A 19,588-nucleotide genomic window follows, 5' to 3' on the forward strand; every position below is an offset into this window, starting at 1 on the left:
TCGCAATCCGGGTATTTGTACCGATCGGCTTGCGACACATCGATGGGACAGCCCGTTGGCGCGGCGTGATACCAGCTCACCACCCGCGTGCCCGACACGTGGAACGAGCACGGGAAAGGCTGGCCGGACGTGGTTTCGCCATTCCCCGGTTAACGCCGATTGTTTTCGGTGGCCGCACCCGGTCTGTAGGATGGATGCGATGCACCTTGTCATGTTCGTGTCTCCCATCGCGCAGGTGTCCTGTCCCTATGCCGCGCTGCGATCAACAAGCCGCGCCCGGATCGCTGGCGGCACCAGTCGGGCCGCCGAAACGCGGGGCAGGGGCATCTCGCGGATCGGGTTTTCTTCCCCGTACAGGGCCAGGTACTCGGCGTGATTGTCGAAGGCCCGTCGCGCGATGTAGTCGACATAGGTTTCTGCCGGCGCGCCGTTGGCCAAGATCACGTCGTGGTTCTCGGTTTCGATATGATAGTAGGTCACCCGATCCGGCAGGCTGTCGATCGGCTCGTAAGCGATGGTGGTGCCATTCACCAAGGCGCTGGCGTTGATCGCCAGGCCGTCGAGGATCAGCGCGTGATCGGCGGTGAGGACGAGATCGCAGTGCGGCTGGCCGTTGCCGAGCGCTCCGGCAGAGACACGAACGGGTACGAAACGTTCCGCCGGGGTAAAGATCTTGTGCACGGTTTGCCGCCCGATCCACTTGACCGGGACGGCGCGGCCATCTTCACAGGTGATCAGATCGCCGATCTTCAACGCCTCGACCTTCGTTTCGCCGTCCGGTGTGGCGATCAGCGTGCCAGCGGCGAAGCAGACGGTGAACGAGGCCGAAGTAACGTTGTCCTTTGGAAAGTTGTTAACGGGGTTCACCGGATCGTAGGTTCCGGGATCGGCTGCGGCGACGAAGCCTGTGAATGAACTACCAGCTAGATCATTGGCCCAGGCGTTGGGATTGCCGACAACGATGACCGTCTCACCGTTGATGTCGACGGTTCCCAGATACTCATCGCCCGGTTGCGTGCCGGGCCCGCTCAGCGTTTCTCCGGTTGCAAATGTGCCGGTGTCGGGCGCATCCATGTCGCCGTCGATCAGCGTACCGGTTGGCTTGGTCACATTCGCGACCGTCAAAGTATCTGAAAGTGTGTTGTAGACCAGATCAAAGGTGACGTTGTAAGTGAAAGCTGCCATAGTGTCCGGCTCCTTTTAAAGACTAGCTCAAGAGTAAACCATTCGAGAGTTCAGCGGTAAGTCCAACGCATTTATTGACCGCAGGTGGCACGCCGCTCAGTTCCCGGACAGGCCGATCATTGGGTCTGCAAATGCCCATCCTCATTGAATCGACAGATCCATCCGGAAATCCGAGGTCTTTCCGGCATCCTTGTCGTTGCCCATCTGGTAGACGCGGATGGCGTATTCACCGTCAGCCGGCAGATCGACCACCGTGCTGTTGCCATCCATCGAGCTGTTGTAGATCGCCTCTCCGGTGGACCCGGGTGGCAGGATGTTGAAATAGACCGTGCCGCTGCCGTTGGTGTCTGCCACGGTCAGTTCGACGAACATTTCCTGTCCCGCCTTAGCACCGAGCATGTAGTCGACATATGCGTCGCCGACGACAGTGCCGGTGACCATGGTGCCGTAGTTGCCTGCTTCGAAGTGCACGTCGGACTTGGTCTGCGCCAGAACGGGCTGTGACAGCAGGGCCAGCGCAACTGCGGCTGCGGGTGCTGAGACGAGTTTCATATAGGTGTCCCCCATTTGCATCTATTGACAGCGGGGACGGGTGCTGCCGCAATCCGAATACCGAAACCCCTGTCCGATTTCCGCAAGGCCACCAATTTTTTTGTGGCTTGCCCGGAGGATGCGCTGTTTCACATGCAGCCGATCAAGGCTGGACGCCCAAGCTGAATTCACTAGACTGGTCGCAATCGCAGGTTAATCGGCTGGCACAATTCGATGCACACTCAACCCGGCCACGTCTTGGACCGTTCCCAAGGTCTCTACAGCGAGATCGCTCATCACCGGTCGTCGAACCGTACGGTGTTTCGCGGCCACCTGTTCAGCAGCCGAAATGCGCTTCAACTCGCCGACCATCCGAACGCCGAAGCCCGGGTGAGTCGGTTCGGACTCGAGCGGTTGACCGTGGCGAATGTGCGGTCGACGGGTCACGATGTGGCCGTTTCGGAAGTGTCCCATACAACAGTGATCGTTCCGCTGAGCGGGCGACTCATCTCTTCTGCCAGCTCGGCAGAAGTGCAGGCGCATACGGGTGGGATACTGGTCTTTCCACCGAACAGGCGACAGACGCGCGTGGTTCCGGACGGAGCCAGCCCGTTCGACGCGATCACCATCCTGGTTCCGCAGTCTGAAATCCGCGAGGCCCTGCTTCGGGTCGATGCTTCGCCGCGTGACCTGAACCGGTTGAACGATGTGCCGGTGTGGTTGGATGGCGAGGCATTGCCCGAAGTGCGCGGATTGCGGTCGCTGGCCACGCTGCTTCATGGAGAGATCTGCCGGGGCGGCCCGGCGATTCAATCGCAGGGCACGCGCAGGGCGTGGGCCAGGCTGCTCGTCGACAAACTGTCCGAAGTGCTCGAACAGGCCATGGGGGCCCAGACCCAGGCCAGCGTGGACGTGTCGGCGAGCAACATGCATGTCGACCGGGCGCTCTGCTATATCCGCGCCCATCTGGACTCGATTGCCAGCGTTGCGGACGTTTCGGATGCATGCGGAGTATCGAGCAGAACCCTCGAGTTGGCCTTTCGTCAGGCCATTGGGATCACGCCGCATCAGGCCATCACGGAGATACGGCTGGACGCGGCCCGGCGCCGACTCATCGATCCGGAGTCCGAGCAAAGCGTGACCGAGATCGCGATGTCCTGCGGCATCCTGCACCTAGGACGGTTTTCCCGGAACTATCGGCTCCGCTTCGGTGAACTGCCCTCCGCCACAAGGAACGGTCACGCAAGAGGAGTGGGTCACGAGGTCGACGAACTGATCGAGTAGCTACGCGCTCTTTCAGAAAGGGTTGCGGGTGCAAGACCGGAAGGGTCACAAGCCGGGAGACGCAGGTTCACGCGCTCGGGATGTTTCGGTCACCCAGCCACCGTTTCTTCAAGCAAGTGTTTGCAGGCGCACCAGAAAGCTCTGGGGGTCTCGGTTCTTTCTCGATTCCGACGGCTTAGTGTGGTGGGTGATGAGAGACTCGAACTCCCGACATCTTCGGTGTAAACGAAGCGCTCTACCAACTGAGCTAATCACCCGACCTTCGGTGCGTGTGCGCGATTTAAGGAAACTCGTGCGGCCGTGCAAGCGATTATCGCAGCAATTCGCTCTGACCGCCACTGACGCGATAGACCACGCCTTGCCCACCGCCCACGGTCTCGAACGCCTTTACCGGTAAACCCTGTGCTAGGCAGCGCAGCACGCGCGAGGTGATGCCGTGGGTCACGATCACCACAGGACCGTTCAGGGCGCCTAGAAAGGCGCGCAGGCGGCTTTCGAGCGCCAACAGCCCCTCGCCGCCGGGGGCGTGATCGTACCAGCCGAGACCCTCGCCCTGAAAGAGATGCGGATGCTCGGCCGCCAGGTCGCTGCGCAAGCGTCCGGTCCAGTCGCCAAGCCCGATCTCGCGCAGCCGCGCGTCCTGCAGAACGGATCGGCCGGGCAGGGCGCGCGCGGCTGTGGCCAATGCACGCCCCTGCGGGCTGCTCAGCGCACTCCAACCTGTCAGGTCGAGCGCGGCGAGGATTTCGGCCTGCCTGTCGGCCTGCCGCAATCCCTCTTCGGTCAGCGGAGAATCGAGCTTGCCCTGGAGGCGGCCTGCGCGGTTCCACTCGGTTTCGCCGTGGCGCAGGATCAGCAGGTCGGGCAGGGTCATCACGGGCCTTGGGTCAGGACGGGTCGGCGTGGCGTCGATCCCGGATAGCAGCCGTCTCGGACAGGGGCAACACGGATGGTTCGAGGCGAGTCGATTGGCCGCGCGCACAACTATCGGTGTCATTGATGGCGTGGATCGGGTATCGTCGGGCATCGTTTCTGCCTTTTTCAGGACCGCGCATGACAGAGTGGAGTCTGGACGCCAGACAAATCGATTTCCTGACCCGCTTCCTGGGACTGCGCCTGCCATCGGTGGGGACAGATGCAGCGGACCTCGACGGAGCGGTCGAAGGATACCTGTCGACCTTGCCCGCTGACATCAAGGCGCTGGCCCGGTCCAACCCGGTTCTGGCGGAGTCGCTTCTCGAGGAGGTGGCGAGGGCACGCGCCCTGCGTGAGGAGGGCGGCCTGGCCGATGCGTTGCTTGGGCTTGAAGCCTGTGCCGAGCGGCTTGCCGGGGAGAAGGGTGCCGCGCGCGCGGCGCAGGCTGCGGAAGACATCCCGGAGGGCCTGGTCAAAACGAGGGTTCGCGCCATCGAACTGGCCCTGTCTGAGTGGCGGATCGGACGGCTGGAGGCGATCGACGGGCTGGGCGCGCTGGTGTCGGAACTGATGCTGGAGGACGATCCGGATCTGGTGGAGATCGGTACCAAGATCGCCGCGCTCGGACGCGACATTCCCAACGCGCTGGAGGCGGCGTTGCGCGAGGTGCGCCGGGCCGTCGGGGCAGGCGACGAGGGGCAGATCGCGCAGGCGCGCGCGACGGCGGAACAGGCGCTGGCCGAGGCGGCGCGCTATATCAAAGACAACGCAGCCGACCTGCGCAAGTGCGAAGACAATCCCTATGGCATCGAGGTGGATGCGGTGGCGGCGGTATCGGACGCGATCGGCGCGGTCGAGCAATCGTTGCAAAAGGTCTGAACGGAGACGCACGATGGGACGTCTGGAAAAGCTTCGCAAGTTCAAGCGGAAATGGGGCTATGACGATTTCCATGTCGGCTCCGGCGGCAAGATGGAGGCCTTCGGCGTCGACGACGCGCTGCGCGACCGCGTGGCCAAGACGCTGTTCGCGCTGGACCCCGGAGCGGCGGCGAAGTTCCGGGCCAGGTTCGAGAATCCCGAAGCGGTCAACCTTGACGGTTTGAAGGCGCTGCTGGAGGCGATTTCGGATCAGGAGGAACTGGTCCGCGAGGTCGGGGAGGTTGCCGAGCGCATCCGCTTCAACACGGCGTCGCCGACGCCCGACCTGATCGGGCGGATCGCCAAGGCGCTGGGGAGCGAGCATCCCAAGGCCGAAGCGTTGAAGGAATGGCAGGACGACCTGACCCGGCCCTACGATCCGATGCAGACCGAACTGGCGGTGTCGATCCTGAACCGGGTGCGCGACCGCGGCACGGTGGACCGGACCGCGGCGATCGACCAGGTGGCCAACCGGATCTATTCGACCGACCGCCGGCAGGAGCTCGTCGCGCTGACCGGTGGTCATTACATCGCTGAATCGTATGGTCTGCGCACGATCAAGGACATGTCGGATGCGCCCGATATGGGCGGCACCGCTAATCTGAGCGGTATCCGCAACGTGCATGACGAAAGCTCGGTCTATCAGCGCGATTCTCTGAAATCGGACCTGAACGACAAACTCAAGAAGATCTACAACGACTGCAAGGAGGGCAAGGACCGCCCAAAGGTCACCTACACGGGCGGCGACCTGCCCAAGCTGAAGAAGAACAAGCAGGAAGCGACGTTTTTCGTCAACAGTGCCAAAGTCGATAGGCGGCTCGACAAAATCTATACGGATCAGTGGGTTCACCCCGAGGACACGGCGCTGAAATTCAAGGCCAACTACATCGAGACCGTGACGCTGGATCAGAACATCCACGTCTTGCTGATGAAAAAGCAGGGTCTGAACGACAAGCAGTTGCAGGCGTTCCAGCATGTTCTGCTGAGCGGCTCGGGATCGACGCCCTCGGCCTATGCGATCGAGCGGGCCGAGAGCCCGAGCCGGGCCACCGACCTGCTGTCAAAGCCCGAGTTGCTGGATGACACCGCGCCGCCCAACGACAGCGCGCTGGAGCGGATTGCCAAGAGCAAGGGCGCGACACGGCTTGCGGATCTGCCCGACACGCACCCGATGAAACAGACCGCGCTGGCCTCGGCCAAGATGGTGTCTGGGATGCAGGACGCGCTGTCCAAGCTGACCGACCCCAAGGCGACGCAGTTCAAGCAGAACAAGCTGGTGAAGAGCGCGCTCGACAAGATCGAGCGGCTGATGCAGGTGATGCCCAGCTATGCCGAGGACACGCCGCGTTTTTCCAAGCTGTTCGATCTGCTGGTCGACGAGGTGTACCTGGTGCTGGCGACCTGCAAGCCCTACTCGATCGACAGCTACCGCGAGACCACCGACAAGGTCACCGAGGAGCGGATTCCGATCCTCACCCGCAAGGACGACATGCCGAAGGCGCAGCACAAGACCTTTCTGGTCTCGACGGGCATGGGCGCGATGTCGGCGGCGGTCGAGGCGGCCTATGCGCGCACCGGCTCGCGCAAGCTGCACCTTGTGGACAGCAACAAGAAAAACTCGCATTCCGCCAATTACTTCGAGGTCGAAGGTCACTTGATCGGAGAATCCGTCACCGGCGACATGACCAAGAAAGAGGCGGTCGCGGAAGAGGATTACACCCCGCCGGTCATCATGGCGACGCTGAACCCGTCGACCCCGACCAACCCCGAGGTCGACACCGGCAAGACCGCCTGGACCATCGAGGCGCTGATCAAGAATGTCGGCAAGGTGCTGACCTTTCACGGGGAGCGGCTGCGCCATGAAAGCTGCACCAAGCCGGCAGTTCTGGTGATCGACGCCACGGTGGAACGCGACGGCAGCGGCGAGGAGCAGGAGATGAACCAGGTCGTCAGCGCCTTCGCGGGTGAGGTGAACGAGGGCATCCTCGAAATCATCTTCATCAAGAGCTATCAGAAATACCCCAGCCTCGGCGCCGGCAAGGCAATGGCGGGCGGGCTGACGGTAATCGGCAACCGGCCCGAGGCGGGCGAGCCCTTTGCCGGCGAGCCCTGGGCCTCGGCGCAGGCCTCCGAGACCGACGAGAACATCATGGCCAATGACGAGGCTCAGATCGTCACGCATTTCCTGACCCATGAATCCGACGTCGAACGCAAGATGCTGGCCCGCGCGGCGAAGAACGCGAGTTTCGTGCGCTCGTTCCTGCCGGGGGCGGACGTGCTGCCCAAGGACAGCCCGATGGCCTATGACGCGGGGCTGCCATTCATTGCCATGCCCAATTCGAACGTCGCGGTCGGCACGTCGGGGCAGGGTGACCGGCTGCTGGACGAATTGCTGATCAACCAGGGCGTCGAGCCGCGGATGAGCTTCGGGTTTCAGAACACCAGCGGTTTGCCGACATCGCCCGGGATGATGCGGATCGGGATCGGGCAGGAGAGCGAGGCGGAACTGGTCGAAAAGCTGTATGGCACGCTGATGCTGGCGACCACGGGGATGTCGGCGGATCACACCAAGCACGACAAGGACCAGGTCGGTTACCTGCCCGAGGGCCGGGCGACCGCGGACAGCGTGCGCAAGGTGGCGGGTGTTGCGACCGACAAGGGATTCTCGCAGATCGCGAAGGGGCTTTCTGCCGAGCGCGCCCCGGCGGCGGCGGACAAGGTGGCGGTCGCACGACTGCTCAAGGCCGGATTGTTGCAGGAGGAGGAGGTGAAACGCGGCGAAGGCGGCGTGATCGAGGTGCCCGACCACGAGACGATCACCGAGAAGACCGCGCTGCTGACGGGACAGGTGCGCGAGATGTCCGCGGCCCGCAAGGAGTCGCAGCGGACCCTGTCGGAGTTGCGTCTGTCGGGCGAGGCTGAGGCGCTGGCGGCGCTGCTGGATCAACCGGTGCCGCAGGAGGAACGCGATCTCGCGGCGGTCGAAAGTTTCGGCGAAGACGAGGAGGACAAGTGGCGCCGCAAGGTCGGGCTGTGCCTTTTGGACAATGCAGACCTGCTGCCGGACCTGCCGGCGCTGAAATGGAACGATCCGCAGACCCAGGACCATCTGGTTGAGCCGGACACCGGGGAATTGCGGCGGTTGCTGGGCCTTCTGGCCGAGGCGCGCAAGGCCGATACGACGCGCCGCGCGCGGTCGATGCTGGCGGGAAACGCGAAGCTGCTGAGGGAGCTAGCCATGCCCCTGCCGGTGGGCGAAGTCGACCCGAGCCTGGACTTGCCCAAGACGACACGGGAGGCGGGAGAGGCGCTGGACCGGCTGAGCCCCACTTTGGACCCAGCGGAGATGAAGATGCGGCTGGCCAAGATCGCGGAAAGCCGCGGGGGGGCGGCGCGTGAGGCTGCGTTGAAGGCGCTGAAGGCGGCGCCGAAGGGCGTGTTCGAAAGCGGCGAACTGGACGATTTGGACGTGCGGAGCCTTGCCGATCTGCAAACGCTGGTTGCGCGGCTCGACACGGCGCAGGGCAGGACGCTGCGCGAGCTGGCAATCGCGGAGCCGGCCAACGCAGCCTGGCGCGAGAAGACGATCACCGCGCTGCTGCGGGCCGGGGTTCTGAAACCGGACGAGATCGTGCGGGCAGAAAAGGCGGTGCTTGCGCCGTCGGATGCTGAACTGGACGCCAAGATGCAGGAAATCGCCTCGGCGGATGCGACGACGCCTGAGGGATTGCGAAGAAAGCTGGCCGTGGTCGTGTCGATGCGCAAGGTCGATATCCAGGTCGAGAGCCTCGCCCTGTCGCGGCAAAGCTTTCCGCGCGCGCGTGTGCCGAAAGAGGAATCCGACCGTCAGGCGTGGCGTGAGACGATACGGCGGACTCTGGGGTCAAAGGCGCCTGCCGAGGAGGCTGACGATACCGAGTATCTGGAGGCGCTGGAGAGTGCAAAGACCGGTTGGCGGTTGGCATCGGTCGAACTGTTGAAGGCCAATGACCGTCCGCCGCCGAAAGCGCCCGCGCCGCCCAAGGGCGACACAGGCGAGGAGCTCAAGGCACACGCGCGGAAGATGTCGGACTATGATGCCGAACTGCGTCTCGCGCTGGCCGAGCTTGATGATGCGACGCGGATGCACGGGGCGATCGAGGCCGGGTTCGACCTGCCCGAGGGCACCGAGATCGGGGTCGAGGCGCAGTTCCTGCCGAACATCGTCGCCTCTTGCGCGTCGACGCAACTCGCGGCGATGAAGGACGAAACCGCGTTTTGCGATCTGTTCGACGTCCTGCGCGATGTCGGGCTGGACCAGTTGAGCAACGAGACGCGCGAGCGCCTGATGGACCGGCGCGGCAAGATCGCCTTGAAGGGGCTGAAGGTCGATTCTTCGGATGAGGAACTGGAGAAGCTGGCCAGGATCGCCGAGTCCTTCCCCTATGGCGAAGGGCCGGGGCGCTTGCTGACCGGGACGGACCTGGAGTCGCTGTTGAAGAAGCCCGAGGCAGCGCCCGCCCCCTTCGCGCCGGACAAGATCCTCGCGATCGCCAAGGCCTTGACGCGAGGCATGAGTCTGACGGAGATCGCCGATGCGCTGCCCGGCCTGGTGGAGAAGGCCGACAAGGTCGAGATCAAGCCGACCAAGAAAGTGAAGGGGCAGGCGGCGAGCACGACCGAGCAGAAAGCCCTGGCCCAGTCGGTCGCCGTGATCCTGAAGCAGCGTCTGGATGAAGCCGGGGCGCGGCAGAAACGCGACCCGTCGCAGGCGCCAGTGCGCAACCCGAACCTCTTCGCGGGTGATCAGACACCGCAGCGCGAAGGGCTCGAACCGATGACGGCCGAGGAACTGGAGGCGCTCAGAACGGGCGTTCGGACGCAGATCGAGACGGCGATCGGATTTGACGTATTGCCGAAATAGCCTCCTTGAGACCTCGCCGGCTCCGGCGTGTGCAGGTTATCGGTTTGTTAATCCGCAGCGCGGCGCAGTAGCGCCTTGCAAAGCTTCGGCCTGATAGGGACTCCCCCGGCGCCGTGCCTGCAATCATTGGCGGCGGAGCCTCTACTTGCCTTTCCTGGAGGCGCAGAACCGGAGGAAATCACATGGCCACGACCGCTTATTCGCTTGTCGAGGACTGGATCGCGCAGAACCGCTATACCGCGTCCGGCGACACGGACATCATTCTCAGCAACACCGGGGCACGGATCGTGACCTGGTCGCTGACCGATACCAATGCCAAGCCGCAGATCACGGTGAAACAGGGTCACCCGGTTTTGCCGTTCCAGAGCCGCGCGATGAGGCTGAAGGATGGCGAACGGATCTGGCTCGCCGGTGAAAACGCGACCGCTTCGCTGGGGGTCTGATCTGCGCATGGCCGTCCGCCGACATGCGGGCGGCCCGACCTCGGTGCGACAGCCGGGCTTGATCTTGGCGGGTCCAAAGGGCAACCCTGCACAGGTCACCGCAACCCAGGCGGGGCATCAGCGAGGGGCGTGACGTGAAAGTGAGGGGAGGACGGGCGCTCTACGGCGCCTCGGTCGGCATCCTGATGCTTGAGGCGCGATTTCCGCGGATTCCGGGCGACATGGGCAATGCCACGACCTGGCCGTTTCCGGTGCATTACAAGGTGGTGCGGGATGCCTCGCCCGAGCGGGTGGTCCGGCAAGGCGCCGAGGGCCTTTTGGACGCCTTCATCGACGCCGCGCGCGCGCTGGTCACGGACGGCGTCGATGGGATCACCACGAATTGCGGATTCCTGTCGTTGTTTCAGGACGAACTGGCGGCGGCCGTTCCGGTGCCGGTTGTCACCTCCTCGTTGATGCAGGTGGGGATGGTCGACCGTCTGCTGGGCCCCGGACGACGGGCGGGCATATTGACGATTTCAGGATCCACCCTGACGCCGCTGCACCTGGCACGCGCGCATGTTCCCGAAGGTACACCGGTGGGGTCGACCGAAGGCGGGCGCGAATTCACCCGCGCGATCCTGTCCAACGAAACCGAGATGGACATCGAGCTTGCCCGGCAGGACAACGTGGAGGCCGCGCTGGCCCTGCAGGCGGCCCACCCGGACCTTGGCGCGATCGTTCTGGAATGTACGAACATGGGGCCCTATGCGGCCGATATCGCGGCGGCGACGGGACTGCCGGTTCATTCAATCATTGGCTTCGTCAGCTGGTTCCAGTCGGGATTGTGCCCTCCACGCTTTCCCTGTCGCGACAACTGCGTGCGCTTTTAACCGAGCAGGGTGAGCCACATCCAGACGGTCAGAACGCAACTCCCCGTCGCCATCAGCACCGAGGACGCCGCGACGCGTTTGGCGCGGCCATACATGTTGGCGAAGATGTAGACGTTGACGCCGGGCGCCATCGCGGCGTTGAGCACGGCGGAGCGGAACAGGTCCGGCTTCAGCGAGAGTGCGGTACCGAAGCCCCAGACGAGGGCCGGGTGAACCATCAGCGAGATCATGCAGACATAGGCGATGGTGCGCAGATCGCCCTCTGGACGGTATTGCACCAGCAGACCGCCGAGCGCGAACAGCGCACAAGGAAGGGCCGCGCGGATGATCAGTGCGAGTGCGTCGTCGATCACGCCGGGAATAGCGAGGCCGGTGATGTTGAAGAGAAACCCGAGCCCGATTCCGAGGATCAGGACGTTGCGGAACATCGCCCGGAACGTGGCGCGCAAGGTGGCTGTGCCGCCGCCGCCGCGATTGCGAACGATTTCCATCGAGGTGATGCCGAGTGCGTAGCAGAACGGCGCATGAAAGGCGATGATCGCGTAGTTGCCGGTGAGGCTGTCGGGGCCATACGCGCGCTCGGTGATCGGCAAACCGAGCAGGACCGAGTTGGAAAAGAGGCAGCAGAAGCCGATGGCGATGGCGTCTTCCCAATCGCGATTGAACAGCAGCCGCGCGCCGAGGATGCCCAGGAGGAAGCAGAGTGCGGCCCCGGAATAGAAGCTGACGAGGAGCCGGGGGTCGAACCCAGCGGAAAGGTCGATGGTGGCGATGGCGCGAAACAGCAGGCAGGGAATTGCGAATTGCTGGGTAAAGCGCATCAGCGCGTCGATCTGGCTGTCACTGAAGTAGCGCGCGCGGGTGGCGATGTAGCCCGCGCCGATCACGAGGAAGACCGGGAGGATAACGTCGATCAGGGTCTGGAGCATGATCCGCCCTTTCGACTTTGGCCGGCGGAGGGAGCCTCCGGCGGGAGTATTTCGCCGAAGATGAAGGAAGGGGGCGCGCGTCTCACATCGGCAGTCGCAGGACCAGGCCGTCATGGGCGCAGATCACGTTGTCGGGTGTCTCTGCCGTGACAGTATCGTAATCCATGTCGATATGCATGTTGGTCAGAACGGCCTTGCGCGGGGCGGCGCGTTCAATCCATTCAAGCGATTGCGCCAAGTGCGAATGGGTCGGGTGCGGAGTGCGGCGCAGGGCGTCGAGAACCCAGCAGTCGAGGTCCTCGAGTTCCTGCCAGGCGTCGTCGTAGATTTCTGCCACGTCCGGCAGGTAGGCAAGCCCTGCGATGCGGAAGCCGAGCGCGTCGATGGACCCGTGGCCGACCCGGAGGGGCCGAAACGGGATCGCTCCGCCCGGGCCGTCGATCTGGAACGGACCGTCGATGTTTCTGAGGTTCAGGATCGGCGGGTAGGGCGACCCTTCCGGTTGCACGAAAGCATAGCCGAACTTGCTGATCAGATCGTTCTGGGTATCGCCATCGGCCCAGACGGGAATTCGCGCCCGCATGTTGAAGACGATCATGCGCAGATCGTCGATACCGTGTACGTGATCGGCGTGGCCGTGGGTATAAACCACGCCGTCGAGCCTCCCGGTACCCGTGTCGAGCAGCTGGCTGCGCAGGTCTGGCGACGTGTCGATCAGCACGGTCGTGGTGCCGTCGGGCCCGTCGCGTTCGACTAGAAGTGAGCAGCGGCGGCGGGTGTTCCTGGGGTTGTCGGGGTCGCAATCGCCCCAGTGGCCGCCGAGGCGAGGGACGCCGCCGGATGAGCCGCAGCCGAGTATCGTGAAGCGCAGCTCACTCATCGGGCGTTGGCTTCATAGGCGGCGGCCTTGGCGAAGAGCCGGTCGAAATTGGCCTGGGTGCGGGCCGCGAATTCGGCGTACTCGAGCCCGAATACCTCGGCCCCTTTGCGCGCGGTATGGGCGACGAAGGCGGGTTCGTTGCGCTTGCCGCGATGCGGGGGTGGCGCGAGGTAAGGTGCGTCGGTCTCGACGAGGATCCGGTCCAAAGGCGCCGCGGCGAAGATGTCGCGCAGCTCTTGGCTTTTCGGGAAGGCCGCGATGCCGGACATCGACAGGTAGAAATCCAGATCGAGCGCCGCGCGCGCAAGCGTGGCGGTCGAAGAGAAGCAGTGCATGACGCAGGCATAGGCGCCGTTGCGGTATTCCTCGGTGAGGATGCGGGCCATGTCGTCATCGGCGTCGCGAGCGTGGATGATGAGGGGCAGGCCGGTCTCGCGGGCCGCGGCAATGTGGATCCGCAGGCTCTCCTGCTGCCGCGCGGCGCTGTCGGCGGTGTAGTGGTAATCGAGCCCGGTTTCGCCGATTCCGACCATTTTGGGATGGCGCGCCAGATCGGTGAGTTGCTTGACCGTCGCCATGGGTTCGTCCGCAGCGCTCATCGGGTGGGTGCCAGCGGCGTAGAAAACGCGGTCATGCATTTCGGCGATGGCACGCACGGAAGGTTCCAGCCGCAGGCGGGTGCAGATCGTGACCATTCGGGTCACGCCGGCGGCGGCGGCATCGGCCACGACCTTGTCCAGTCGGCCTTCGAAATCCGGAAAATCGAGGTGGCAATGGCTGTCGGTGATCTCGGGCAGTTCAGTCATGGGATCGGGCTCGGGCGCGCCTGTGCTGCGGTTTCCTGCATCTTGAAAACCGTATCTAGGACCAGCGCGGCGGGGTCAAGGTTGACAGCCTGCCCGTGCCGGGCGCGGGCGGTGATCGTGGCCGCGATGTCGGCCCAGGCGCGACCCATCGCAGGAGTCGCGGCAAGCCGTTGCAGGATCTGCGCTTCACCCGGGCATGCCTCGGGGTTTGGGGCGGCGCCGGCGACGCCGGTGCGGGCGAGCCGGACGAGAACGGTGTCGACCAGAGTCAGCAGCAGTTCGAACCGGTCCGACGCGCCGCGCTGCGCGGCGGCGTTGGCCAGAGCAAGTGCGCGCTGACGATCGAGCCGGGGCAGGCTTTCGAGGATCGCGACAAGTTCGCGATAGACGGCAAGCCCGTCCAGTGTCAGCAGCCGCAGCGCCGCGCCGACCGAACCATTGGCCAGGGCCGCGAGTTGTTCGACCGCGTCTGCGGTGTCGGGCAGGGCGGCACCGGTCGCGGCCAGCGCGGCCTGCATGTCGGCGGCGCCCAACGGGGCGAGGCGCAGCACGCGGCAGCGCGAGCGGACGGTCGGCAAGAGGCCCGAGGGCTGGTGCGAGACCAGCAGCATCGTGGTGCGCGCGGGCGGCTCTTCGAGCATCTTCAATAGTGCGTTGGCCGCGGCGCCATTCATCTCGTCGGCGCAATCGACGATGACGACGCGGCGCCCGCCGTCGGAGCTCGACAGGTTTAGGAAGCGCGCCAGCTGGCGGATCTCGTGCACGCGTATCTCGGCCGAGCGACGGCCTTCCTTGCGCGCCTTGTCGCGATCGCTTTCAGTGCTTCCGGCCCAGCCGCGCCGCACGAGAAACAGACCGGGATCGGACAGGGCGAGAGTGCGCGCCATGACCGGATGATCGTTGGGAATGTCGAGCGTGTCCGGCTTGGGAGAGGCGCCGAACAGCCCGGCCTCCTGCCTGGGCGGGGTCGCCAGCAGGAAGCGGGCGATGCGCCAAGCCAGCGTTGCCTTGCCGACACCGCGCGGGCCGGTCAGCAGCCAGCCGTGGTGCAGCCTGTCCGACGCGAAGGCGGTCAGAAACGCGGCTTCGGCCTCATCCTGCCCGTAGAGCCGCGAGGTCTCGCGCGGATGCGGCGCGCCGGGGGCCTGATCCGGGACGGGCGGCTCGTCAGGGATGCTCATCGGAGCGCCGAGTCCACGGTGGCACGCACGTCGCTGGCCACGGTGTCGACCGGGCGGTTGCCGTCGATCACGCGAAACCGCGCGGCGTTGTCCTGCGCCAGCGCCAGGAACCCGTCGCGCATCCGCCGTTGCAGGTCGGGGCCGAATTCTTCGAAGCGCGCCTCGGCGCCCCCGCGTCCGATCGCGCGGGCAAGTCCGGTGTCCGGGTCCATGTCGATCAGCACCGTCAGATCGGGTTCGCGCCCGATCATCAGGTCGTGGAGCGTGTCGACCAACGCCCGCAAGTCACCGCGCGACAGGCCCTGATACATCCGGGTGCTATCGGCGAACCGGTCGCAGATGACCACCTTGCCCTCTGCGAGAGCGGGCAGGATCAGGCGTTCCATGTGGTCTCGGCGCGCGGCGGTGAAGAGCAGGATTTCTGTTTCGGCCGACCATCGGTCAGGATCGCCCTCGAGCACGAGGCGGCGGATCTCCTCCGCCCCGGGCGAGCCGCCGGGCTCGCGCGTCAGCACGACCTCTTGGCCGCTCTCACGCAAGGAGTCGGCGAGGAGCCGCGCCTGGGTGGACTTGCCGGAGCCGTCGATGCCCTCGAAACTCAGGAACAGGCCGGCTGGGTGGGTTGTCACATTGCCTCCGCGGGACCCGCGAGGAAGCGCGCGATCAGATGTTCGGCGGCAGTGCGCACTTTCACGGTGAAGCCGCCAGCGGCCACGTCCTGGGCGGCCACCAGCGGACGGCGGATCTCGGGTAACCCTTCGGGCGTGATGACCAGTTCCGCCAGCCGGTCGCCTTTTGTGATAGGGGCGTTGACGGGGCCCTGATAGACGACTTCGGCCGTGACCTTTTCGTCATTGAGGGCAGGCAGCAGCAGCTTGATGTCCTCGGCCGGAACCAGTCCTACGGTCTGTTCCGCTCCCATCCAGACCTCGGCCTGGGCGACGGGGGCGTCATGCGTGGCGACGGTTTTCTCGACAAAGTGGCGAAAAGACCAGTTGACGATCGCCTCCGCTTCCTGTGTGCGCGCTTCCTGGGTGTCGAGCCCCGAGATCACGAAGATCACCCGGCGGTCGCCCTGCTTGGCCGATCCGACCAGGCCGTAGCCGGCTTCCTGCGTGTGGCCGGTCTTGAGGCCGTCGGCCCCGATGCCCAGTCCGAGAAGCGGGTTGCGGTTGAACCGGTTGGCCGGCGAGCGGTTCTTGTAGTCGAACTCGGACTGCTTGAAATACTGGTAGAACTCGGGGAATTCCTCGACCAGGTGTTGCGCCAGGATCGCGAGATCCCGCAGGCTCATCCGCTGGTAGGGATGCGGCCAGCCCGAGGCGTTGGCGAATGTCGACTGGGTCATGCCGATCTTTTTGGCCATCGCCGTCATCTGTTCGGCGAAGGCTTCCTCGGAGCCGGCGAGCCCTTCGGCGACGACAACGGTGGCGTCATTGCCCGAGGACACGATGATGCCCTGGATCAGCTCGTCCGCTGTGGGGCGGTCGAGCTCGTTCAGGAACATGGTCGAGCCCCCCATGTTCTTGGCCTTGGTCGAGACGCTGAACTGCTCTCCGAGGCTGACACGACCATCGCGCAGGGCATCGAACAGCATGTAGAGCGTCATCAACTTGGACATCGAGGCGGGCGGTAGCGGTTCGTCTGCGTTCTTTTCCAGCAGCACCGTGCCGGTGGTCTGGTCCAGGACAATTGCGGCCTTGGCCGTCGTGTCGAATGCCGCCGCCGCCAGCGGCAAGTGGCAGATCAGCAGCGCGGCTGCGAGAAAGCGAGGGAAGAAACGCACGGGAATGTCTCCTGTGTCAGTTGGTGACGGGGTAGGCATCCGAGAACCCGCTATCCTTGACCTTGGCCAGCAGGTCGGATTGCTCGGAGCGATTTTGGGACGGGCCGACGAGCACCCGCCAGAGTGTCGTGCCGCTGCCGGCCTGCTCGCGTACCGTCGGTGTCAGCCCGGCGCTTCGGACTTTCGACGCGGCGCGGTCAGCGTTCTCTTCTGCGGAAAAAATGCCGATCTGGATATAGGGCTTGTCGAGACTTGACGCTGGTTCCAGCGTTTCGACGTCGACCGAGGTTGGCGCTGTGCCATCCAGCGCGTCGGAGGCGACAACGGTGGTCGCCGTCGCTGCTGCTGCCTTGCGCTGCCAGGGCCAGCGGAAGCCGGTTTGCCGCGGCTCTTCCACCGCCGCAGCGGTCTCGGCAGACGCCTGGTCGACAGTCGCGTCGACCTCCTCGGCCAGGACGGCAGCGCTATCGGTCGCCTCCGCGTCGGGCTCTTGCTCGGGCGCCTCCTCCTCGGGTGTGCGGACCAGTGCCGTCACGTCGAGCTGCACCGGCGCGCCGGCCAGCATGGCCAACGCGTCTGCCGCGTCCGACGACGCCTGGATACGGGGACCGGGAATGTCGCGCTCGCGCCGGAAAAGCGCGCCGACCACCGACTTGCCGTTGGAGGTGTTGCGGATGATCACCCGCTGAGGCTCGGTCACGTCCGGATGTGCCACCCAGACCCCGCCGAGAGACGGCCGCCCGTCCCAGAGCGCGGCTTCCGAAACCTGGAAGACCTCGGGCGCCTCGACATCGCGTTCGCCAAGCGGCCCGCTGGTGCGCGTGCTTTCCATCTTGGCCGCGTTCGTGTTCAGCCCCCCGGTGCCTTCCTCGCAGGCACCCAGCAGGCCGACGACAAAGGCCATGGCTGTCAACGTGCGAAGTCTCGCAGGACCATCGGATGTTCGGATCATGTCTCGTTCCTTGCCTGTATGCAGGCGCCAGCTCCGTCACGTGCCGATTGTCCGGTCTCTCGATGGGCTGCCATGCAACGCCTGAACGCGCTCACCATAACGCGCCCGTATCGTCAAGGAAAGTCCACGCGATAGACCGTACCGGTTTTCCGGAAACCGCTTGCCTGACGGCGCTGGTCCGCCTAAACCGTGCCAGCGACGACATCCCGCTTCGGGGTCGTCCCGGCCCTTGTCCGGGCCGCGCGGGGAGGTGGCAGAGTGGTCGAATGCGGCGGTCTTGAAAACCGTTGGGCGTGAGAGCGTCCCCAGGGTTCGAATCCCTGTCTCCCCGCCACCGACAATCGTCTCTATTTCCCATGTCCAGACTGTGCCGAATTTCGGCGTGATTTCCGTCGGTTGCGCGGTGAGGTCGCGGTCGGAGACGCGCCTTTCTGCTCAGGTCCCGGGTCAGATTGGCGGGTGTCTCAGGTGGCCTGGGACGGGGGTCCGGTTTCGAGTGTGTTTCCCTGTTTCGGATCTTCTGCCGCGCCTTCCCGACGAAGCCGATCCACCGCAGCCTCGGTCCCATTTGCTGCCGCGTCGGCCAAGGCCTCGAGGGCCTGCAGTCGGTCGGCCCGTTCGGCCGCGCGCGTTTCCGCCAGAACGATCCCGACGAAGGCATCGGCCACAGCCTGCGGCAAGAGCAGCGCGCGTCGTGACTCGGCATCGAGCGCGGCCATCGCATCCACATCTCCGATGTCCCGGATGGGGATGGAGCGCAGACGGGTGCGCAGTTCGATAGCCTTCTCAACGGCGGCCTGAATGCTGCAGCGAGTTTCTGGCCGAGGCCATGTCAGGTCACGCAATTTCCGTCAGAACATCGTAAGACACGTTAGCCTGCCGGATTTTCCTCAAGGGTCACAGGAGACGGTCCAGTTGGAAGGGCACTTCCTCCGCCACTTGCCCCCGCGAAAGCGTTCTCCCGATCCGGCTGCGGCCGGATTTTTCCGTTGTTTTCGAGGGTTATGCGGGAGTGGCTGAGCACTGGCCCGGGTGCCAGGAGGCCGTCTCTCAGGGCCGATATTCTCCGGACCTCATGACTGCGCCATTTTGGTGAATAGCTTGATAAGATATTGGTAGGCATGGTTTTTCCTCTGCGACGACCTGAACACTTCGATTTGGGTCGCACTTGGCGAAAGGAACCGTGATCGAACGTTCGCTGGCCCGCAGGTTCTGTGCAACTTCTGAATGCTGCGGCGCAGCACATGTCGAGCTTTCGCAGGATGGGCGGATACCGGTCGTTCGGTGCCCGCGCGGTCACAACCCTGGATTTTATTATAGCGGACTTACGTACCGCATGTATCCCGAACATTACATCTTCGACGCTGCCCGATGCGTTCCTCCTGATCTCATTGTTTGTGTTAGAGCCAAGGTTACGAAAAATAGCACACGTCAGCCGTAGAACCAGTTCAATTCAGTGCCGAATTTACGCTCCGCGCTGAGTCTCCCGAGGCCGCCTGAAAGCGTATGCAAATAATACTCCGGCTCTTGGAGATTCAGCCGGACCGCGCGGTTGTCTCGGAGGGCAATTCGCCGAATAAGGCGCGATATTCGCCAGCGGTACGGCCAGAATGTGTCAACCCGCAATCAAAATATAAATCCGTCAGACGACTTCGCAACACCGCTTTGGACCTCAGGCGCTGTCGAAGGACGGTCAGCCTTTGAAGTGAGAGATACCGCTTCGGTGACATCCCATATGTGCGTCTGAAGGATCGCTCTACGTTCTTCACGGGGTAGCCAAGGCGCTGGCATATTTCAAGTATTCGAAGTTGTTCGTCGCCGAGGTGCAATCGAATGTACTCCGCTACTTTCTGAGCGATACTATGATCCGCACTGTGCCGCTGGTCTTGTCAGAGGAACTTTGCTTGAGCCGGGCAGGGGGCTCTCGTAGCCTTTCCAGATGACCAAGCGTTCCCCCTTCAAGTACTTCAAGACCAGCCCTGAGATCATCCGCCTGGCAGTGA

The 19,588-nt window shown here is 64.2% G+C and carries 17 protein-coding genes and 2 tRNA genes; 6 read left to right on the forward strand and 13 right to left on the reverse strand.

What is annotated here, in order from left to right:
• Positions 1 to 246: 246 nt before the first annotated feature.
• Positions 247 to 1,185, reverse strand: coding sequence for a Hint domain-containing protein (locus tag JF290_RS18700; RefSeq protein ID WP_233155572.1), 939 nt, complete (start codon positions 1,183 to 1,185; stop codon positions 247 to 249).
• A 141-nt stretch (positions 1,186 to 1,326) separates the two neighbouring features.
• Positions 1,327 to 1,737: a hypothetical protein gene (locus JF290_RS18705; protein WP_199026425.1), complete on the reverse strand. Its 411-nt coding sequence runs from the start codon at positions 1,735 to 1,737 to the stop codon at positions 1,327 to 1,329.
• A gap of 237 nt (positions 1,738 to 1,974) precedes the next feature.
• Between JF290_RS18705 and JF290_RS18710 the strand changes: the two genes are divergently transcribed.
• Positions 1,975 to 3,000, forward strand: coding sequence for a helix-turn-helix transcriptional regulator (locus JF290_RS18710; RefSeq protein ID WP_199026426.1), 1,026 nt, complete (start codon positions 1,975 to 1,977; stop codon positions 2,998 to 3,000).
• A 181-nt stretch (positions 3,001 to 3,181) separates the two neighbouring features.
• Here the strand turns inward: JF290_RS18710 and JF290_RS18715 are convergent.
• Together JF290_RS18715 and JF290_RS18720 are read right to left on the reverse strand one after the other, a co-directional pair.
• Positions 3,182 to 3,257: transfer RNA gene (locus tag JF290_RS18715), tRNA-Val, on the reverse strand.
• Positions 3,258 to 3,310: 53 nt separating this feature from the next.
• Positions 3,311 to 3,874: a histidine phosphatase family protein gene (locus JF290_RS18720; RefSeq protein ID WP_199026427.1), complete on the reverse strand. Its 564-nt coding sequence runs from the start codon at positions 3,872 to 3,874 to the stop codon at positions 3,311 to 3,313.
• A gap of 179 nt (positions 3,875 to 4,053) precedes the next feature.
• Here JF290_RS18720 and JF290_RS18725 point away from each other — a divergent pair, with 179 nt between their 5' ends.
• The 4 genes from JF290_RS18725 to JF290_RS18740 all read left to right on the forward strand — a co-directional run bounded on the left by JF290_RS18725 (position 4,054) and on the right by JF290_RS18740 (position 11,051).
• The gene (locus JF290_RS18725; protein ID WP_199026428.1) at positions 4,054 to 4,794 is read left to right on the forward strand and encodes a hypothetical protein; all 741 of its coding nucleotides are present in this window, start codon (positions 4,054 to 4,056) and stop codon (positions 4,792 to 4,794) included.
• Between the two features lie 13 nt (positions 4,795 to 4,807).
• On the forward strand, positions 4,808 to 9,736 hold the full coding sequence (locus tag JF290_RS18730) for a hypothetical protein (protein WP_199026429.1): 4,929 nt from the start codon (positions 4,808 to 4,810) through the stop codon (positions 9,734 to 9,736).
• 182 nt (positions 9,737 to 9,918) lie between these two features.
• Positions 9,919 to 10,179, forward strand: a complete 261-nt coding sequence (locus JF290_RS18735) for a hypothetical protein (protein ID WP_199026430.1) — start codon at positions 9,919 to 9,921, stop codon at positions 10,177 to 10,179.
• Between the two features lie 185 nt (positions 10,180 to 10,364).
• The gene (locus JF290_RS18740) at positions 10,365 to 11,051 is read left to right on the forward strand and encodes an aspartate/glutamate racemase family protein (RefSeq protein WP_233155577.1); all 687 of its coding nucleotides are present in this window, start codon (positions 10,365 to 10,367) and stop codon (positions 11,049 to 11,051) included.
• Here the strand turns inward: JF290_RS18740 and JF290_RS18745 are convergent.
• From JF290_RS18745 to JF290_RS18775, 7 genes are all read right to left on the reverse strand, one after another.
• Positions 11,048 to 11,980: an AEC family transporter gene (locus JF290_RS18745; protein ID WP_199026432.1), complete on the reverse strand. Its 933-nt coding sequence runs from the start codon at positions 11,978 to 11,980 to the stop codon at positions 11,048 to 11,050. The two genes, JF290_RS18740 and JF290_RS18745, sit on opposite strands and share 4 nt — an antisense overlap.
• 82 nt (positions 11,981 to 12,062) lie before the next feature.
• Entirely contained in the window at positions 12,063 to 12,860 is a 798-nt protein-coding gene (locus JF290_RS18750; protein ID WP_199026433.1) for an MBL fold metallo-hydrolase, read from the reverse strand.
• Entirely contained in the window at positions 12,857 to 13,666 is an 810-nt protein-coding gene (locus tag JF290_RS18755; protein ID WP_199026434.1) for a TatD family hydrolase, read from the reverse strand. The genes JF290_RS18750 and JF290_RS18755 overlap by 4 nt, the downstream gene beginning before the upstream one ends.
• Positions 13,663 to 14,847, reverse strand: coding sequence for a DNA polymerase III subunit delta' (locus tag JF290_RS18760; protein WP_199026435.1), 1,185 nt, complete (start codon positions 14,845 to 14,847; stop codon positions 13,663 to 13,665). The genes JF290_RS18755 and JF290_RS18760 overlap by 4 nt, the downstream gene beginning before the upstream one ends.
• Positions 14,844 to 15,476 carry a dTMP kinase gene (gene tmk, locus JF290_RS18765; RefSeq protein ID WP_328701299.1) on the reverse strand — a complete coding sequence of 211 codons (633 nt, stop codon included), beginning with the start codon at positions 15,474 to 15,476 and terminating at the stop codon, positions 14,844 to 14,846. Before tmk ends, JF290_RS18760 begins: the two co-directional genes overlap by 4 nt.
• Positions 15,473 to 16,633 (reverse strand): D-alanyl-D-alanine carboxypeptidase family protein, encoded by a 1,161-nt coding sequence (locus JF290_RS18770; RefSeq protein WP_227364445.1) that lies wholly within the window; start codon positions 16,631 to 16,633, stop codon positions 15,473 to 15,475. Before JF290_RS18770 ends, tmk begins: the two co-directional genes overlap by 4 nt.
• A 16-nt stretch (positions 16,634 to 16,649) precedes the next feature.
• On the reverse strand, positions 16,650 to 17,585 hold the full coding sequence (locus JF290_RS18775; RefSeq protein WP_199026437.1) for an SPOR domain-containing protein: 936 nt from the start codon (positions 17,583 to 17,585) through the stop codon (positions 16,650 to 16,652).
• A gap of 244 nt (positions 17,586 to 17,829) precedes the next feature.
• Here JF290_RS18775 and JF290_RS18780 point away from each other — a divergent pair.
• Positions 17,830 to 17,919, forward strand: a tRNA-Ser gene (locus tag JF290_RS18780).
• A 130-nt stretch (positions 17,920 to 18,049) separates the two neighbouring features.
• On the opposite strand, the gene JF290_RS18785 is transcribed toward JF290_RS18780, so the two are convergent.
• Positions 18,050 to 18,304, reverse strand: a complete 255-nt coding sequence (locus JF290_RS18785; protein ID WP_199026438.1) for a hypothetical protein — start codon at positions 18,302 to 18,304, stop codon at positions 18,050 to 18,052.
• Between the two features lie 816 nt (positions 18,305 to 19,120).
• On the reverse strand, positions 19,121 to 19,414 hold the full coding sequence (locus tag JF290_RS19860) for a helix-turn-helix domain-containing protein (protein WP_425503971.1): 294 nt from the start codon (positions 19,412 to 19,414) through the stop codon (positions 19,121 to 19,123).
• Positions 19,415 to 19,588: the final 174 nt, after the last annotated feature.

The sequence above is a fragment of the Sedimentitalea arenosa genome (genome assembly GCF_016428585.1).
GTDB classification, from domain to species: domain Bacteria; phylum Pseudomonadota; class Alphaproteobacteria; order Rhodobacterales; family Rhodobacteraceae; genus Sedimentitalea; species Sedimentitalea arenosa.

What these genes read in the sequence shown, in the direction of transcription:
- JF290_RS18700 (WP_233155572.1), bottom strand. Translation starts at nt 1,185, where the DNA reads ATGGCAGCTTTCACTTACAACGTCACCTTTGATCTGGTCTACAACACA.
- JF290_RS18705 (WP_199026425.1), bottom strand. Translation starts at nt 1,737, where the DNA reads ATGAAACTCGTCTCAGCACCCGCAGCCGCAGTTGCGCTGGCCCTGCTG.
- JF290_RS18720 (WP_199026427.1), bottom strand. Translation starts at nt 3,874, where the DNA reads ATGACCCTGCCCGACCTGCTGATCCTGCGCCACGGCGAAACCGAGTGG.
- JF290_RS18725 (WP_199026428.1), top strand. Translation starts at nt 4,054, where the DNA reads ATGACAGAGTGGAGTCTGGACGCCAGACAAATCGATTTCCTGACCCGC.
- JF290_RS18730 (WP_199026429.1), top strand. Translation starts at nt 4,808, where the DNA reads ATGGGACGTCTGGAAAAGCTTCGCAAGTTCAAGCGGAAATGGGGCTAT.
- JF290_RS18735 (WP_199026430.1), top strand. Translation starts at nt 9,919, where the DNA reads ATGGCCACGACCGCTTATTCGCTTGTCGAGGACTGGATCGCGCAGAAC.
- JF290_RS18740 (WP_233155577.1), top strand. Translation starts at nt 10,365, where the DNA reads ATGCTTGAGGCGCGATTTCCGCGGATTCCGGGCGACATGGGCAATGCC.
- JF290_RS18745 (WP_199026432.1), bottom strand. Translation starts at nt 11,980, where the DNA reads ATGCTCCAGACCCTGATCGACGTTATCCTCCCGGTCTTCCTCGTGATC.
- JF290_RS18750 (WP_199026433.1), bottom strand. Translation starts at nt 12,860, where the DNA reads ATGAGTGAGCTGCGCTTCACGATACTCGGCTGCGGCTCATCCGGCGGC.
- JF290_RS18755 (WP_199026434.1), bottom strand. Translation starts at nt 13,666, where the DNA reads ATGACTGAACTGCCCGAGATCACCGACAGCCATTGCCACCTCGATTTT.
- JF290_RS18760 (WP_199026435.1), bottom strand. Translation starts at nt 14,847, where the DNA reads ATGAGCATCCCTGACGAGCCGCCCGTCCCGGATCAGGCCCCCGGCGCG.
- JF290_RS18775 (WP_199026437.1), bottom strand. Translation starts at nt 17,585, where the DNA reads ATGATCCGAACATCCGATGGTCCTGCGAGACTTCGCACGTTGACAGCC.
- JF290_RS18785 (WP_199026438.1), bottom strand. Translation starts at nt 18,304, where the DNA reads ATGGCCGCGCTCGATGCCGAGTCACGACGCGCGCTGCTCTTGCCGCAG.